Annotated in this window: 8 protein-coding genes, 2 tRNA genes and 2 rRNA genes (1 of these 12 cut by a window edge); 11 read left to right on the top strand and 1 reads right to left on the bottom strand. The window is 43.8% G+C overall.

What is annotated here, in order from left to right:
• The first annotated feature begins 36 nt into the window (after window positions 1–36).
• The 7 genes from mutS to FQT24_RS07130 all read left to right on the top strand — a co-directional run bounded on the left by mutS (window position 37) and on the right by FQT24_RS07130 (window position 10726).
• On the top strand, window positions 37–2571 hold the full coding sequence (gene mutS / locus FQT24_RS07165; RefSeq protein WP_143952568.1) for a DNA mismatch repair protein MutS: 2535 nt from the start codon (window positions 37–39) through the stop codon (window positions 2569–2571).
• A 146-nt stretch (window positions 2572–2717) separates the two neighbouring features.
• Complete coding sequence (gene patA, locus FQT24_RS07160) at window positions 2718–4424, top strand: multidrug efflux ABC transporter subunit PatA (RefSeq protein ID WP_143952567.1); 1707 nt, start codon at window positions 2718–2720, stop codon at window positions 4422–4424.
• Between the two features lies 1 nt (window position 4425).
• Window positions 4426–6192 (top strand): multidrug efflux ABC transporter subunit PatB, encoded by a 1767-nt coding sequence (patB, locus tag FQT24_RS07155; RefSeq protein WP_143952566.1) that lies wholly within the window; start codon window positions 4426–4428, stop codon window positions 6190–6192.
• Between the two features lie 289 nt (window positions 6193–6481).
• Complete coding sequence (locus tag FQT24_RS07150; RefSeq protein WP_143952565.1) at window positions 6482–7171, top strand: gamma-glutamyl-gamma-aminobutyrate hydrolase family protein; 690 nt, start codon at window positions 6482–6484, stop codon at window positions 7169–7171.
• A gap of 168 nt (window positions 7172–7339) precedes the next feature.
• Window positions 7340–8689, top strand: a complete 1350-nt coding sequence (locus FQT24_RS07140) for a glucose-6-phosphate isomerase (RefSeq protein ID WP_143952564.1) — start codon at window positions 7340–7342, stop codon at window positions 8687–8689.
• A gap of 128 nt (window positions 8690–8817) precedes the next feature.
• A complete protein-coding gene (gene gltX / locus FQT24_RS07135; protein WP_143952563.1) occupies window positions 8818–10278 on the top strand; it encodes a glutamate--tRNA ligase in 1461 nt (486 codons plus the stop codon).
• 13 nt (window positions 10279–10291) lie between these two features.
• Window positions 10292–10726: a cytidine deaminase family protein gene (locus tag FQT24_RS07130; RefSeq protein WP_143952562.1), complete on the top strand. Its 435-nt coding sequence runs from the start codon at window positions 10292–10294 to the stop codon at window positions 10724–10726.
• A gap of 321 nt (window positions 10727–11047) precedes the next feature.
• On the opposite strand, the gene FQT24_RS07125 is transcribed toward FQT24_RS07130, so the two are convergent.
• On the bottom strand, window positions 11048–12214 hold the full coding sequence (locus FQT24_RS07125; protein WP_143952561.1) for an IS30 family transposase: 1167 nt from the start codon (window positions 12212–12214) through the stop codon (window positions 11048–11050).
• A gap of 201 nt (window positions 12215–12415) precedes the next feature.
• Here FQT24_RS07125 and FQT24_RS07120 point away from each other — a divergent pair.
• The 4 genes from FQT24_RS07120 to FQT24_RS07100 all read left to right on the top strand — a co-directional run.
• Window positions 12416–12487: transfer RNA gene (locus FQT24_RS07120), tRNA-Glu, on the top strand.
• Between the two features lie 243 nt (window positions 12488–12730).
• Window positions 12731–14277, top strand: a 16S ribosomal RNA gene (locus FQT24_RS07110).
• 51 nt (window positions 14278–14328) lie between these two features.
• Window positions 14329–14401, top strand: a tRNA-Ala gene (locus FQT24_RS07105).
• Between the two features lie 124 nt (window positions 14402–14525).
• Window positions 14526–15606 (top strand): 23S ribosomal RNA (locus FQT24_RS07100); it runs 1820 nt beyond the window's last position.
• The 16S and 23S rRNA genes sit together here with 2 tRNA genes alongside, the layout of an rRNA operon.

Raw genomic sequence — 15606 nt, 5'->3', positions numbered from 1 at the left:
CTCTCAAGACTTATTTTTGACAAGGAGAGACGGAAAATGGCGACAGAAAAGCTATCACCTGGCATGCAACAGTATGTGGATATTAAAAAGCAATATCCAGATGCTTTTTTGCTCTTTCGGATGGGTGATTTTTATGAATTATTTTATGAGGATGCGGTCAATGCTGCGCAGATTCTGGAAATTTCCTTAACGAGTCGCAACAAGAATGCCGACAATCCGATTCCTATGGCGGGTGTCCCCTATCATTCTGCCCAACAGTACATCGATGTCTTGATTGAGCAGGGCTATAAGGTAGCCATTGCTGAACAGATGGAAGATCCTAAACAAGCAGTTGGGGTTGTGAAACGAGAGGTTGTTCAGGTCATTACGCCAGGGACAGTGGTCGATAGCAGTAAGCCGGATAGTCAGAACAATTTCTTGGTTGCTATAGACCGTGATGGCAGTCAATTTGGCTTAGCTTATATGGACCTGGTGACGGGTGACTTTTATGTGACAGGTCTTTTGGATTTCACGCTGGTTTGTGGGGAAATCCGTAATCTCAAGGCGCGCGAAGTGGTGCTGGGCTATGACTTGTCTGAGGAAGAGGAACAAATCCTTAGTCGTCAGATGAATCTGGTACTTTCCTATGAAAAAGAAGGCTTTGAAGACCTTCATTTACTGGATTCACGATTGTCATCTGTGGAGCAAGCAGCATCTAGTAAGCTGCTCCAGTATGTTCATCGGACTCAGATGAGGGAATTGAACCACCTCAAACCTGTTATCCGCTATGAGATCAAGGATTTCTTGCAGATGGATTATACGACCAAGGCTAGTCTGGATTTGGTTGAGAATGCCCGTTCAGGCAAGAAGCAAGGTAGTCTTTTCTGGCTTTTGGATGAAACCAAAACGGCTATGGGGATGCGTCTTTTGCGTTCTTGGATTCATCGCCCCTTGATTGATAAGGAGCGAATCGTCCAACGTCAAGAGGTGGTGCAGGTCTTTCTCGACCATTTCTTTGAGCGCAGTGATTTGACAGACAGCCTCAAGGGTGTCTATGATATCGAACGCTTGGCTAGTCGTGTTTCTTTTGGAAAAACCAATCCCAAGGATCTCTTGCAGTTGGCGACCACCTTGTCTAGTGTGCCAAGGATTCGTGCGATTTTAGAAGGAATGGAGCAACCTACTCTAGCTTATCTCATCGAACAATTGGATGGAATCCCTGAGTTGGAGAGTTTGATTAGCGCAGCGATTGCTCCTGAAGCCCCTCATGTGATTACAGATGGGGGAATTATCCGAACTGGATTTGATGAGACTTTAGACAAGTACCGTCGCGTTCTCAGAGAAGGGACTGGTTGGATTGCTGAAATTGAGGCCAAGGAGCGAGAAAACTCTGGTATTAGCGCACTTAAGATTGTCTATAATAAAAAGGATGGCTACTATTTCCATGTGACCAATTCGCAACTGGGAAATGTGCCTGCTCACTTTTTCCGCAAGGCGACGCTGAAAAATTCAGAACGTTTTGGAACCGAAGAATTAGCCCGTATCGAAGGCGACATGCTGGAGGCGCGTGAGAAGTCAGCCAATCTAGAGTACGAAATTTTTATGCGTATTCGTGAAGAGGTCAGCAAGTACATCCAGCGTTTGCAGGCTCTAGCCCAAGGAATTGCGACGGTTGATGTCTTACAGAGTCTGGCAGTTGTGGCTGAAACCCAGCATTTGATTCGACCTGAGTTCGGAGATGATTCGCGGATTGATATCCAGAAAGGGCGCCATGCTGTCGTTGAAAAGGTCATGGGGGCTCAGACCTATATTCCAAATACGATTCAGATGGCAGAAGATACCAGTATTCAACTGATTACAGGGCCCAACATGAGTGGGAAGTCAACCTATATGCGTCAGTTAGCCATGACGGCAGTTATGGCCCAGTTGGGTTCTTATGTGCCAGCAGAAAGTGCCCATTTACCGATTTTTGATGCAATTTTTACCCGTATCGGAGCAGCCGATGACTTGGTTTCAGGTCAATCAACCTTTATGGTGGAGATGATGGAGGCCAACAATGCCATTTCGCATGCGACTAAGAATTCTTTGATTCTCTTTGATGAGTTAGGACGGGGAACTGCAACTTATGACGGGATGGCTCTTGCTCAGTCCATCATCGAATACATCCATGAGCATATCGGAGCCAAGACCCTCTTTGCGACCCACTACCATGAGTTGACTAGTCTGGAGTCTAGTTTACAACACTTGGTCAATGTCCACGTGGCAACCTTGGAGCAGGATGGGCAGGTCACCTTCCTTCATAAGATTGAACCAGGCCCAGCTGACAAATCCTACGGTATCCATGTGGCCAAGATTGCTGGCTTACCAGCAGACCTCCTAGCAAGGGCGGATAAGATTTTGACGCAACTAGAGAGCCAGGGTACAGAAAGTCCTGCTCCAATGAGGCAAACAAGTGCTGTCACTGAACAAATTTCACTCTTTGATGCGCCAGCAGACCATCCTATCCTAGCAGAATTAGCTAAACTAGATGTTTACAATATGACACCTATGCAGGCTATGAATGTCTTGGTCGAGTTAAAACAGAAACTATAAAGCCAAGACTCACTAGTTAATCTAGCTATATCAAGGAGACTTCTTTGACAAGTTCCCACTTTTTTGCTAGAATAACATCACACAAACAGAATGAAAAGGATCTGACGCATTGTCGCTCCCTTTTGTCTATTTTTTAAGGAGAAAGTATGCTGATTCAGAAAATAAAAACCTACAAGTGGCAGGCCTTGGCTTCGCTCCTGATGACAGGCTTGATGGTTGCTAGTTCACTTCTGCAACCGCGTTATTTGCAGGAAGTCTTAGACGCCCTCCTTGCTGGAAAATATGAAGCTATTTATAGCATCGGGGCTTGGTTGATTGGTGTGGCCTTGGTCGGTCTGGTTGCTGGTGGGCTCAATGTTGTCCTTGCAGCCTATATTGCCCAAGGAGTTTCATCTGACCTTCGGGAGGATGCCTTCCGTAAAATCCAAACCTTTTCTTATGCTAATATTGAACAATTTAATGCGGGAAATCTAGTCGTTCGAATGACAAATGATATCAACCAGATTCAGAACGTCGTCATGATGACCTTCCAAATTCTTTTCAGACTTCCCCTCTTGTTCATAGGTTCGTTTATCTTGGCGGTTCAAACCCTACCTTCTCTGTGGTGGGTAATTGTTCTCATGGTAGTCTTGATTTTTGGCTTGACTGCTGTCATGATGGGGATGATGGGACCTCGTTTTGCCAAGTTTCAAACCCTGCTTGAACGCATCAATGCCATTGCCAAGGAAAATCTGCGCGGTGTTCGTGTGGTCAAGTCCTTTGTCCAAGAAAAAGAGCAGTTTGCTAAGTTTACGGAGGTTTCAGACGAGCTTCTCGGTCAAAATCTTTACATCGGTTATGCCTTTTCAGTAGTGGAACCCTTTATGATGTTGGTCGGCTACGGGGCGGTTTTCCTCTCGATTTGGCTAGTTGCTGGGATGGTTCAGTCGGATCCGTCAGTTGTTGGTTCCATTGCTTCCTTTGTCAATTACCTGAGCCAGATTATCTTTACCATTGTTATGGTTGGATTTTTGGGAAATTCTGTCAGCCGTGCCATGATTTCGATGCGTCGTATTCGAGAAATTCTTGACGCAGAGCCAGCCATGACCTTCAAGGATGTCCCAGATGAAGAGTTGGTTGGCAGTCTTAGCTTTGAAAATGTGACCTTTACCTATCCAATGGATAAGGAACCGATGCTGAAAGATGTGAGCTTTACTATTGAACCTGGTCAGATGGTTGGTGTCGTTGGAGCCACTGGTGCAGGAAAATCAACCTTGGCTCAATTGATTCCACGTCTCTTTGACCCACAGGAAGGGGTCATCAAAATTGGAGGAAAGGATATTCGAGAAGTGAGTGAAGGGACCCTGCGTAAAGCTGTCTCTATCGTTCTCCAACGTGCCATTCTCTTTAGTGGAACGATTGCAGATAACTTGAGACAGGGTAAGGGAGATGCTACTCTATTTGAAATGGAACGCGCAGCCAATATTGCCCAGGCTAGTGAATTCATCCATCGTATGGAGAAAACCTTTGAAAGTCCAGTTGAGGAACGGGGAACCAATTTCTCTGGTGGGCAAAAACAACGGATGTCGATTGCCCGTGGAATTGTCAGCAATCCACGTATTCTGATTTTTGACGATTCTACCTCGGCCTTGGATGCCAAGTCAGAGCGCCTAGTGCAAGAAGCCTTGAATAAGGACTTGAAGGGAACAACAACCATTATCATTGCGCAAAAGATTAGCTCGGTAGTTCATGCAGACAAGATCTTGGTTCTAGATCAAGGACGATTGATTGGTCAAGGTACGCATGCAGACTTGGTTGCCAACAATGCCGTTTACCGTGAAATCTACGAAACACAGAAAGGAAAGGAGGAGTAAAATGAAGACAGTTCAATTTTTTTGGAATTATTTTAAAGTCTATAAGCTATCATTTGTAGTTGTCATCCTGACGATTGTTCTGGCAACTCTTGCCCAAGCCCTCTTCCCGGTCTTTTCTGGACAAGCAGTGACGCAGCTAGCTAATTTAGTTCAAGCTTATCAAAATGGCAATCCAGAACTTGTATGGCAAAGTTTATCAGGAATCATGGTCAATCTTGGTCTGCTGGTTTTGGTTCTATTTATCTCTAGTGTGATATACATGTGTCTCATGACGCGCGTGATTGCAGAATCGACCAACGAGATGCGCAAAGGTCTCTTTGGTAAGCTTGCTCGTTTGACGGTTTCTTTCTTTGACCGCCGACAAGATGGCGATATTCTGTCTCGTTTTACTAGTGATTTGGATAATATCCTCCAAGCCTTTAATGAAAGCTTGATTCAGGTCATGAGCAATATTGTTTTATACATTGGTCTGATTCTTGTCATGTTTTCGAGAAATGTGACGCTGGCCCTTATCACTATTGCCAGCACACCAGTGACCTTCCTTATGCTGATTTTCATCGTGAAAATGGCACGGAAATACACCAACCTCCAGCAGAAAGAGGTAGGAAAGCTCAATGCCTATATGGATGAGAGTATCTCAGGTCAAAAAGCCGTGATTGTGCAAGGGATTCAAGAGGATATGATGGCAGGATTTCTTGAACAAAATGAGCGCGTGCGCAAGGCAACCTTTAAAGGAAGAATGTTCTCAGGAATTCTTTTCCCTGTCATGAATGGGATGAGTCTGGTTAATACAGCCATCGTCATCTTTGCTGGTTCAGCTGTACTTTTGAATGATAAGGCTATTGAAACAAGTACAGCCCTAGGTTTGATTGTTATGTTTGCCCAATTTTCTCAGCAGTACTACCAGCCTATTATTCAAGTTGCAGCTAGTTGGGGAAGTCTTCAGTTAGCCTTTACTGGGGCTGAACGAATTCAGGAAATGTTTGATGCAGAGGAAGAAATCCGACCTGAAAAAGCTCCAATCTTCACTCAGTTGCAAGAAGGTGTTGAAATCAGTCATATTGATTTTTCATACTTGCCTGATAAACCAATTTTGAAAGATGTCAGTATCTCTGCCCCTAAAGGCCAGATGACAGCAGTTGTTGGTCCGACAGGTTCAGGGAAAACGACTATTATGAACCTTATCAATCGCTTTTATGATGTTGATGCTGGTGGTATTTATTTTGACGGCAAAGACATTCGTGACTATGACTTGGATAGTCTCAGAAGCAAGGTGGGGATTGTCTTGCAAGATTCGGTCTTATTTAGTGGAACGATTCGAGACAATATCCGTTTTGGTGTGCCAGATGCTAGTCAAGAAATGGTTGAGGCAGCCGCCAAGGCAACCCACATTCACGACTATATCGAAAGCTTGCCTGATAAGTACGATACTCTTATCGATGATGATCAAAGCATCTTCTCGACAGGGCAGAAACAATTGATTTCTATCGCTCGAACCCTGATGACAGATCCAGAAGTTCTCATTCTCGATGAAGCAACTTCAAACGTAGATACGGTGACAGAAAGCAAGATTCAGCATGCCATGGAGGCGGTTGTAGCAGGCAGAACCAGTTTTGTCATTGCCCATCGTTTGAAGACCATCCTTAATGCAGACCAGATTATTGTCCTCAAAGATGGAGAAGTCATTGAACGTGGTAATCACCATGAACTCTTAAAACTAGGTGGATTCTACTCAGAACTCTATTACAATCAATTTGTCTTTGAATAAGAAAAAAGTTGTCCTATGCGGGCAGTTTTTTCTTATCCATAAAAAATATTTATCACAGCCTTAAAAAAAACATATTAGACGAAAGTCATTTTGAGTGATATGATAGGACTATCGTTATACTCAATGAAAATCAAAGAGCAAACTAGGAAGCTAGCCGTAGGTTGCTCAAAGCACTGCTTTGAGGTTGTAGATAGAACTGACGAAGTCAGTAACATATATACGGTAAGGCGACGCTGACGTGGTTTGAAGAGATTTTCGAAGAGTATTAACATTTGAAAGGAGAGGCATTATGGCTAGAACGGTTGTAGGAGTTGCTGCAAATCTATGTCCCGTAGACGCAGAAGGCAAAAACATTCATTCATCTGTATCTTGTAGATTCGCAGAGAGCATTCGTCAAGTCGGTGGTCTCCCTTTAGTCATTCCTGTTGGTGATGAGTCAGTTGTACGCGATTATGTAGAAATGATTGATAAATTGATTTTGACAGGCGGTCAAAATGTCCATCCTCAGTTTTATGGAGAGAAAAAGACCATCGAGAGCGATGATTACAATTTGGTCCGTGATGAATTTGAATTGGCGCTCTTGAAAGAAGCTCTTCGTCAGAATAAACCAATTATGGCAATCTGTCGCGGTGTCCAACTTGTCAATGTTGCCTTTGGGGGAACCCTCAATCAAGAAATCGAAGGTCACTGGCAAGGACTGCCTTTCGGAACATCTCACTCTATTGAGACAGTAGAAGGAAGTGTGGTGGCCAAGCTATTTGGAAAAGAAAGTCAGGTTAACTCGGTCCATCGTCAAAGTATTAAAGATTTGGCACCTAATTTCCGTGTAACTGCTATTGATCCAAGAGACCAAACCATCGAAGCGATTGAGTCTATAGATGAGCACCACATTATCGGTTTGCAGTGGCATCCAGAGTTTCTGGTTAATGAAGAAGATGGCAATTTAGAATTATTTGAGTATTTATTGAATGAACTGTAACGACTGGTGTATCTAGTCGTTCTTTCTTTTATTTTTTCAATTTTTTGAATATGGGATTTTTACGCAAACGTTTGAATTCTGATAAAAATTGGAGAAATTCGACAAAAAAACTTGAAAAAAACGAAGGCAAGCGTTATGATAGAAAAGAAGAAATATTGGAGGAATAACATGTCACATATTAAATTTGATTATTCAAAAGTTTTAGACAAATTTGTTGCACCACATGAAGTGGAATACATGCAAGCACAAGTTACAGCTGCTGACGAAATGATTCGTAAAGGAACTGGTGCTGGTAGCGACTTCCTAGGATGGTTGGATCTTCCTGAAAACTATGACCGCGAAGAATTTGACCGCATCTTGAAAGCTGCTGAGCAAATCAAGTCAGACAGTGATGTTTTAGTTGTTATTGGTATCGGTGGATCTTACCTTGGTGCTAAAGCAGCAATCGACTTCTTGAATCACCACTTTGCAAACTTGCAAACAAAAGAAGAACGCAAAGCTCCACAAATCCTTTACGCAGGAAACTCAATCTCATCTACTTACCTTGCTGACTTGGTGGAGTATGTTGCAGACAAAGACTTCTCAGTAAACGTGATTTCTAAATCAGGTACAACAACTGAACCAGCTATCGCTTTCCGTGTCTTCAAAGAACTTTTGGTTAAGAAATACGGTCAAGAAGAAGCCAACAAACGTATCTATGCAACAACTGACCGACAAAAAGGTGCTGTTAAGGTTGAAGCAGATGCTAACGGTTGGGAAATATTTGTTGTTCCAGATGACATCGGTGGACGCTTCTCTGTATTAACAGCCGTTGGTTTGCTTCCAATCGCAGCATCAGGAGCTGACATCAAAGCCCTTATGGAAGGCGCGAATGCAGCTCGCAAAGACTACACTTCAGACAAAATCTCTGAAAACGAAGCTTACCAATACGCAGCAGTTCGTAACATTCTTTACCGTAAAGGCTATGCAACTGAAATCTTGGTAAACTATGAGCCATCACTTCAATACTTCTCAGAGTGGTGGAAACAATTGGCTGGTGAATCAGAAGGAAAAGACCAAAAAGGTATCTACCCAACTTCAGCCAACTTCTCAACTGACTTGCACTCATTGGGTCAATTTATCCAAGAAGGAACTCGTATCATGTTTGAAACAGTTGTCCGTGTTGACAAACCTCGTAAGAACGTGATTATCCCTAGCTTGGAAGAAGACCTTGATGGACTTGGTTACCTTCAAGGAAAAGACGTTGACTTTGTAAACAAAAAAGCAACTGATGGTGTTCTTCTTGCCCACACAGATGGTGATGTACCAAACATGTATGTGACTCTTCCAGAGCAAGATGCTTTCACTCTTGGTTACACTATCTACTTCTTCGAATTGGCTATCGCTCTTTCAGGTTACTTGAATGCCATCAACCCATTTGACCAACCAGGTGTTGAAGCTTATAAACGTAACATGTTTGCCCTTCTTGGAAAACCAGGATTTGAAGAATTAAGCAAAGAACTTAACGCACGTCTATAAATAGAAGAAAAGAGTGGTTTGCCCACTCTTTTTACTCTCTTTATTCATAGAAATTGGACTTAGCCAAGACTTGTGATATAATATAGAGAGCAAAAAGGCAGATGCCTAGAGACTTTATAGGAGAAACTATGTCAAAAGATATCCGCGTACGTTACGCACCAAGTCCAACAGGATTACTACACATCGGGAATGCCCGTACAGCATTGTTTAACTATTTGTATGCACGCCATCATGGTGGAACATTTATCATTCGTATCGAAGATACTGACCGTAAACGTCATGTCGAGGATGGAGAACGTTCACAGCTTGAAAATCTTCGTTGGTTGGGCATGGATTGGGATGAAAGCCCAGAAACACATGAAAATTACCGCCAGTCTGAGCGTTTGGACTTGTATCAAAAATACATTGACCAACTATTAGCTGAAGGAAAAGCCTACAAATCTTACGTTACAGAAGAAGAGTTGGCAGCTGAACGCGAACGCCAAGAAGCAGCTGGGGAAACACCTCGTTACATCAATGAATATCTTGGTATGAGTGAAGAGGAGAAAGCAGCATATATCGCAGAACGTGAAGCAGCTGGGGTCATCCCAACGGTTCGTTTGGCTGTCAATGAGTCAGGTATCTACAAGTGGCATGATATGGTCAAAGGCGATATCGAATTTGAAGGTGGCAATATCGGTGGTGACTGGGTTATCCAAAAGAAAGATGGTTACCCAACATATAACTTTGCCGTTGTCATCGATGACCATGATATGCAAATTTCTCACGTAATCCGTGGAGACGACCACATTGCTAATACACCAAAACAGCTTATGGTTTATGAAGCACTTGGTTGGGAAGCTCCAGAGTTTGGTCACATGACTTTGATTATCAACTCTGAAACTGGGAAAAAATTGTCTAAACGCGATACCAATACCCTTCAGTTTATCGAAGACTACCGTAAAAAAGGTTACCTTCCAGAAGCAGTCTTTAACTTTATTGCTCTTCTTGGTTGGAACCCAGGTGGCGAAGAAGAAATCTTCTCTCGTGAAGAACTCATTAAACTTTTCGATGAAAACCGCCTCAGCAAGTCTCCAGCAGCCTTCGATCAGAAGAAACTCGACTGGATGAGCAATGATTATATCAAGAATGCAAACCTAGAAACTATCTTTGAAATGGCAAAACCATTCTTAGAGGAAGCAGGCCGTTTAACTGACAAGGCTGAAAAATTAGTTGAGCTCTATAAACCACAAATGAAATCAGTAGATGAGATTATCCCATTGACAGATCTCTTCTTCTCAGATTTTCCAGAATTGACAGAAGCAGAGCGCGAAGTCATGGCGGGAGAAACAGTCCCAACAGTTCTTGAAGCCTTCAAAGCAAAACTTGAAGCGATGACAGATGATGAATTTGTGACAGAAAATATCTTCCCGCAAATCAAAGCTGTTCAAAAAGAAACAGGTATTAAAGGGAAAAATCTTTTCATGCCTATTCGTATCGCTGTTTCAGGTGAAATGCATGGACCAGAATTACCAGATACGATCTTCTTGTTAGGTCGTGAAAAATCAATTCAGCATATCGAAAATATGTTAAAAGAAATCTCTAAATAAGAAGGATGTAATAATGGACATCTGGGAAAAGATGTACGAAGAAGCACAGAAACTATACAATCCACATGAAGTATCAGGCTTTGTTTATGCCAATCATGTTGTAGCTGCAGTAGAAGCAGAAGATGGACAAATATTTACAGGATTCTGTATGGAGGGAACCTGTGGTGTTTTCCATCTTTGCGCAGAACGGGCGGCCCTCTTCAATATGTATCAATTCTCGGGACAAACTAAGGTTAAGAAAGTATTAGCCTTTCGAGACAAACCACCTTATGGTGGAAGTTCGGGTATGCCTTGTGGCGCTTGCAGAGAATTCCTTTTAGAGCTTAATGCTGAAAATAAAGATGCAGAATTCATGATGGACTATGATACAAGAAAGACAGTGAAAGTCGCAGAATTAATACCCTATTGGTGGGGAGAAGAACGTGCTTCTAAGTTTAAAGAGCAATAGAAGGGTCAGTACAATTCTGGCTCTTTTTACTATAATTTGAAAAACTTTACTTGAAAAAGAATTGAAAAATGCTAAATTCCCAAACTAACTTCCACCGTTAATCCAAGTGGAAGTTAGTCTGATAAAAATCGTAAAAACCAGTGGAAATCCGTGTCAGGGTAAGTTCCACTGGTTTTACTAATACTTGATTTCATCGTTTTTGTAGCCAAAATGAATAGAAAAAAGAGCGCACAAAATCCCCTCATCTGAAAGCGTTTCAGATTAAGTTCCGCTATGGTGGAAGTTAGTGTGAGACGTTTGAATGCGGTTAAAGGTTAGTTTTTAGAACTTATGTTGGAGTAATTTAGACGACTGACAGACGTCTTCTGCAGGTATTTTAGAAATACCTAGAAGTTTAGGAATCTCTTCTCCGTAAGTAAAGGCAAAGAGTTCATAGGCTGACTTTCCATTCAAAGCAGCACGTTTGACACTGTTGACATGCGAACAAACGAGATTGATGTCCTCTTGAGTTAAGTTGTCAAAAGAAGTTTCCTTAGGTAGAATGTCGCGAATCAGCGTGTGATTTTTCTCAATTCTCCCTTTCTGGTCAGAGCGATTAGGGTCACAAAAGAAGAGTTTACTCTCTCCTCGCACATCCATTTCGATGTCATCAACCCTGGCAAACTCTCCACCATTATCTGTCAGGATGACAGGGAAGAGTTGGAAGAAATCTTTGTCCGCTTGGTGAAGAGTGTTCTTGATGTCATAGAGGTGTTTGGTAACCTCAAGGGTAGTTTTATTATCCAGAAGTCTAGCGAAGATAAAGTTACAGAAAGACAGGTTGAAGGTGAGTAGGACTTTACCTCCCATCCTGCCCATAACGGTGTCCATTTCCAGCCAAGAGTTCAGTTGCTTAAGAGCCAAATAATTTTGGAAATCCTCATAGGAACGGCCTTTTTTAGCTTCTTTAGGGATGGAAGGTAGCTTACTTTTCCGTCTTTCTTTGAATTTAACGGCTCTGGCTAGGTCAATAGGAGCGATAGATAGGTATCCTTTTCGGATGTGTCGATAGACGGTTGAGGAGCTGACATCAAGGTTGTGAGTTTTGAGGATATGATAGATGTGTTGGCCCTTTTTAACACCATCAGAAATGACTTTGTCCATGTCCCAGAAGGTCTTGGAATTGAGAGGAGTTCCTTCACGAGCTTCGATAAGAGTTTGTTCGTACTGTTTTTGAGCTTGCTTAGCGAGGTAGAAAATCTTCTTATAGCCACAATTTTGTCTTCTTTTAGGGCAGCCGTTACAGACAAAGGGAGCTTTGTCGAGTAGAGGGCAAGGAAGGTTATGGCATGTAGACTCTCGGATTTGTCTGTTTCGTTTGACTTCTTTAGAAACAGTAGTCGGGTCTTTTAGAATGGATTGTCCAATAGCTTTGAAGGTTTCACTGCGCTCTAAGCCTAATTGGATATCATTACGGTCTGAAAGGGTAAGGTGTTTATGTTTTGTCATAGTGAGCCTCATTTCTAACTCAAACGTCTCACACTTAATTCCACCATAAAAATCCGTTTTAGACTAATTTCCACTTTGGTCAGGCAAGTGGAAGTTACTTTGAGAAGTTACCAGAATTGAAAAATTTGTAAAAAGTTTAAAAAAAGTGTTGACAAAGTTTGAAAAGTCGGTATAATAGTAAGAGTTGAAAATAACAACTCAGGTCCGTTGGTCAAGGGGTTAAGACACCGCCTTTTCACGGCGGTAACACGGGTTCGAATCCCGTACGGACTATGGTATGTTGCGGTTGGAACACTTGATGAAAAAAGTTTTAAAAAAGTTTCAAAAAAGTGTTGACAAGCGAAAGCGACTGTGATATACTAATATAGTTGTCGCTTGAGAGAAGTAAGTGACAAAGACCTTTGAAAACTGAACAAGACGAACCAATGTGCAGGGCACTACAACTAAGGTTGTAGTACTGAACAATGAAAAAAACAATAAATCTGTCAGTGACAGAAATGAGTGAGAACTCAAACTTTTAATGAGAGTTTGATCCTGGCTCAGGACGAACGCTGGCGGCGTGCCTAATACATGCAAGTAGAACGCTGAAGGAGGAGCTTGCTTCTCCGGATGAGTTGCGAACGGGTGAGTAACGCGTAGGTAACCTGCCTGGTAGCGGGGGATAACTATTGGAAACGATAGCTAATACCGCATAAAAGTAGATGTTGCATGACATTTGCTTAAAAGGTGCAATTGCATCACTACCAGATGGACCTGCGTTGTATTAGCTAGTTGGTGGGGTAACGGCTCACCAAGGCGACGATACATAGCCGACCTGAGAGGGTGATCGGCCACACTGGGACTGAGACACGGCCCAGACTCCTACGGGAGGCAGCAGTAGGGAATCTTCGGCAATGGACGGAAGTCTGACCGAGCAACGCCGCGTGAGTGAAGAAGGTTTTCGGATCGTAAAGCTCTGTTGTAAGAGAAGAACGAGTGTGAGAGTGGAAAGTTCACACTGTGACGGTATCTTACCAGAAAGGGACGGCTAACTACGTGCCAGCAGCCGCGGTAATACGTAGGTCCCAAGCGTTGTCCGGATTTATTGGGCGTAAAGCGAGCGCAGGCGGTTAGATAAGTCTGAAGTTAAAGGCTGTGGCTTAACCATAGTACGCTTTGGAAACTGTTTAACTTGAGTGCAAGAGGGGAGAGTGGAATTCCATGTGTAGCGGTGAAATGCGTAGATATATGGAGGAACACCGGTGGCGAAAGCGGCTCTCTGGCTTGTAACTGACGCTGAGGCTCGAAAGCGTGGGGAGCAAACAGGATTAGATACCCTGGTAGTCCACGCCGTAAACGATGAGTGCTAGGTGTTAGACCCTTTCCGGGGTTTAGTGCCGCAGCTAACGCATTAAGCACTCCGCCTGGGGAGTACGACCGCAAGGTTGAAACTCAAAGGAATTGACGGGGGCCCGCACAAGCGGTGGAGCATGTGGTTTAATTCGAAGCAACGCGAAGAACCTTACCAGGTCTTGACATCCCTCTGACCGCTCTAGAGATAGAGCTTTCCTTCGGGACAGAGGTGACAGGTGGTGCATGGTTGTCGTCAGCTCGTGTCGTGAGATGTTGGGTTAAGTCCCGCAACGAGCGCAACCCCTATTGTTAGTTGCCATCATTCAGTTGGGCACTCTAGCGAGACTGCTGGTAATAAACCGGAGGAAGGTGGGGATGACGTCAAATCATCATGCCCCTTATGACCTGGGCTACACACGTGCTACAATGGCTGGTACAACGAGTCGCAAGCCGGTGACGGCAAGCTAATCTCTTAAAGCCAGTCTCAGTTCGGATTGTAGGCTGCAACTCGCCTACATGAAGTCGGAATCGCTAGTAATCGCGGATCAGCACGCCGCGGTGAATACGTTCCCGGGCCTTGTACACACCGCCCGTCACACCACGAGAGTTTGTAACACCCGAAGTCGGTGAGGTAACCTTTTAGGAGCCAGCCGCCTAAGGTGGGATAGATGATTGGGGTGAAGTCGTAACAAGGTAGCCGTATCGGAAGGTGCGGCTGGATCACCTCCTTTCTAAGGATAAGGAACTGCGCATTGGTCTTGTTTAGTCTTGAGAGGTCTTGTGGGGCCTTAGCTCAGCTGGGAGAGCGCCTGCTTTGCACGCAGGAGGTCAGCGGTTCGATCCCGCTAGGCTCCATTGGTGAGAGATCACCAAGTAATGCACATTGAAAATTGAATATCTATATCAAATAGTAACAAGAAAATAAACCGAAAACGCTGTAGTATTAATAAGAGTTTATGACTGAAAGGTCAAAAAATAAGGTTAAGTTAATAAGGGCGCACGGTGGATGCCTTGGCACTAGGAGCCGAAGAAGGACGTGACAAACGACGATATGCCTTGGGTAGCTGTAAGTAAGCGATGATCCAGGGATTTCCGAATGGGGGAACCCAACAGGTACTACCTGTTACCCGCATCTGTTAAGGATGTGAGGAGGAAGACGCAGTGAACTGAAACATCTAAGTAGCTGCAGGAAGAGAAAGCAAAAGCGATTGCCTTAGTAGCGGCGAGCGAAACGGCAGGAGGGCAAACCGAAGAGTTTACTCTTCGGGGTTGTAGGACTGCAATGTGGACTCAAAGATTATAGAAGAATGATTTGGGAAGATCAGCCAAAGAGAGTAATAGCCTCGTATTTAAAATAGTCTTTGTACCTAGCAGTATCCTGAGTACGGCGGGACACGCGAAATCCCGTCGGAATCTGGGAGGACCATCTCCCAACCCTAAATACTCCCTAGTGACCGATAGTGAACCAGTACCGTGAGGGAAAGGTGAAAAGCACCCCGGGAGGGGAGTGAAATAGAACCTGAAACCGTGTGCCTACAACAAGTTCGAGCCCGTTAATGGGTGAGAGCGTGCCTTTTGTAGAATGAACCGGCGAGTTACGTTATGATGCGAGGTTAAGTTGAAGAGACGGAGCCGTAGGGAAACCGAGTCTGAATAGGGCGAATTAGTATCATGACGTAGACCCGAAACCATGTGACCTACCCATGAGCAGGTTGAAGGTGCGGTAAGACGCACTGGAGGACCGAACCAGGGCACGTTGAAAAGTGCTTGGATGACTTGTGGGTAGCGGAGAAATTCCAAACGAACTTGGAGATAGCTGGTTCTCTCCGAAATAGCTTTAGGGCTAGCGTCGACATTAAGATTCTTGGAGGTAGAGCACTGTTTGGGTGAGGGGTCCATCCCGGATTACCAATCTCAGATAAACTCCGAATGCCAATGAATTATGGTCGGCAGTCAGACTGCGAGTGCTAAGATCCGTAGTCGAAAGGGAAACAGCCCAGACCACCAGCTAAGGTCCCAAAATAATTGTTAAGTGGAAAAGGATGTGGGGTTGCACAGAC

Origin of the sequence: Streptococcus mitis, from assembly GCF_901542415.1 — a bacterium.
GTDB lineage: Bacteria > Bacillota > Bacilli > Lactobacillales > Streptococcaceae > Streptococcus > Streptococcus mitis_BL.
Note: the sequence above shows the minus strand (reverse complement) of the source record. Positions and strands in the feature narration are given on the sequence as shown.

Coding starts and splice junctions, on each gene's coding strand:
- mutS (WP_143952568.1), top strand. CDS start 37: ATGGCGACAGAAAAGCTATCACCTGGCATGCAACAGTATGTGGATATT.
- patA (WP_143952567.1), top strand. CDS start 2,718: ATGCTGATTCAGAAAATAAAAACCTACAAGTGGCAGGCCTTGGCTTCG.
- patB (WP_143952566.1), top strand. CDS start 4,426: ATGAAGACAGTTCAATTTTTTTGGAATTATTTTAAAGTCTATAAGCTA.
- FQT24_RS07150 (WP_143952565.1), top strand. CDS start 6,482: ATGGCTAGAACGGTTGTAGGAGTTGCTGCAAATCTATGTCCCGTAGAC.
- FQT24_RS07140 (WP_143952564.1), top strand. CDS start 7,340: ATGTCACATATTAAATTTGATTATTCAAAAGTTTTAGACAAATTTGTT.
- gltX (WP_143952563.1), top strand. CDS start 8,818: ATGTCAAAAGATATCCGCGTACGTTACGCACCAAGTCCAACAGGATTA.
- FQT24_RS07130 (WP_143952562.1), top strand. CDS start 10,292: ATGGACATCTGGGAAAAGATGTACGAAGAAGCACAGAAACTATACAAT.
- FQT24_RS07125 (WP_143952561.1), bottom strand. CDS start 12,214: ATGACAAAACATAAACACCTTACCCTTTCAGACCGTAATGATATCCAA.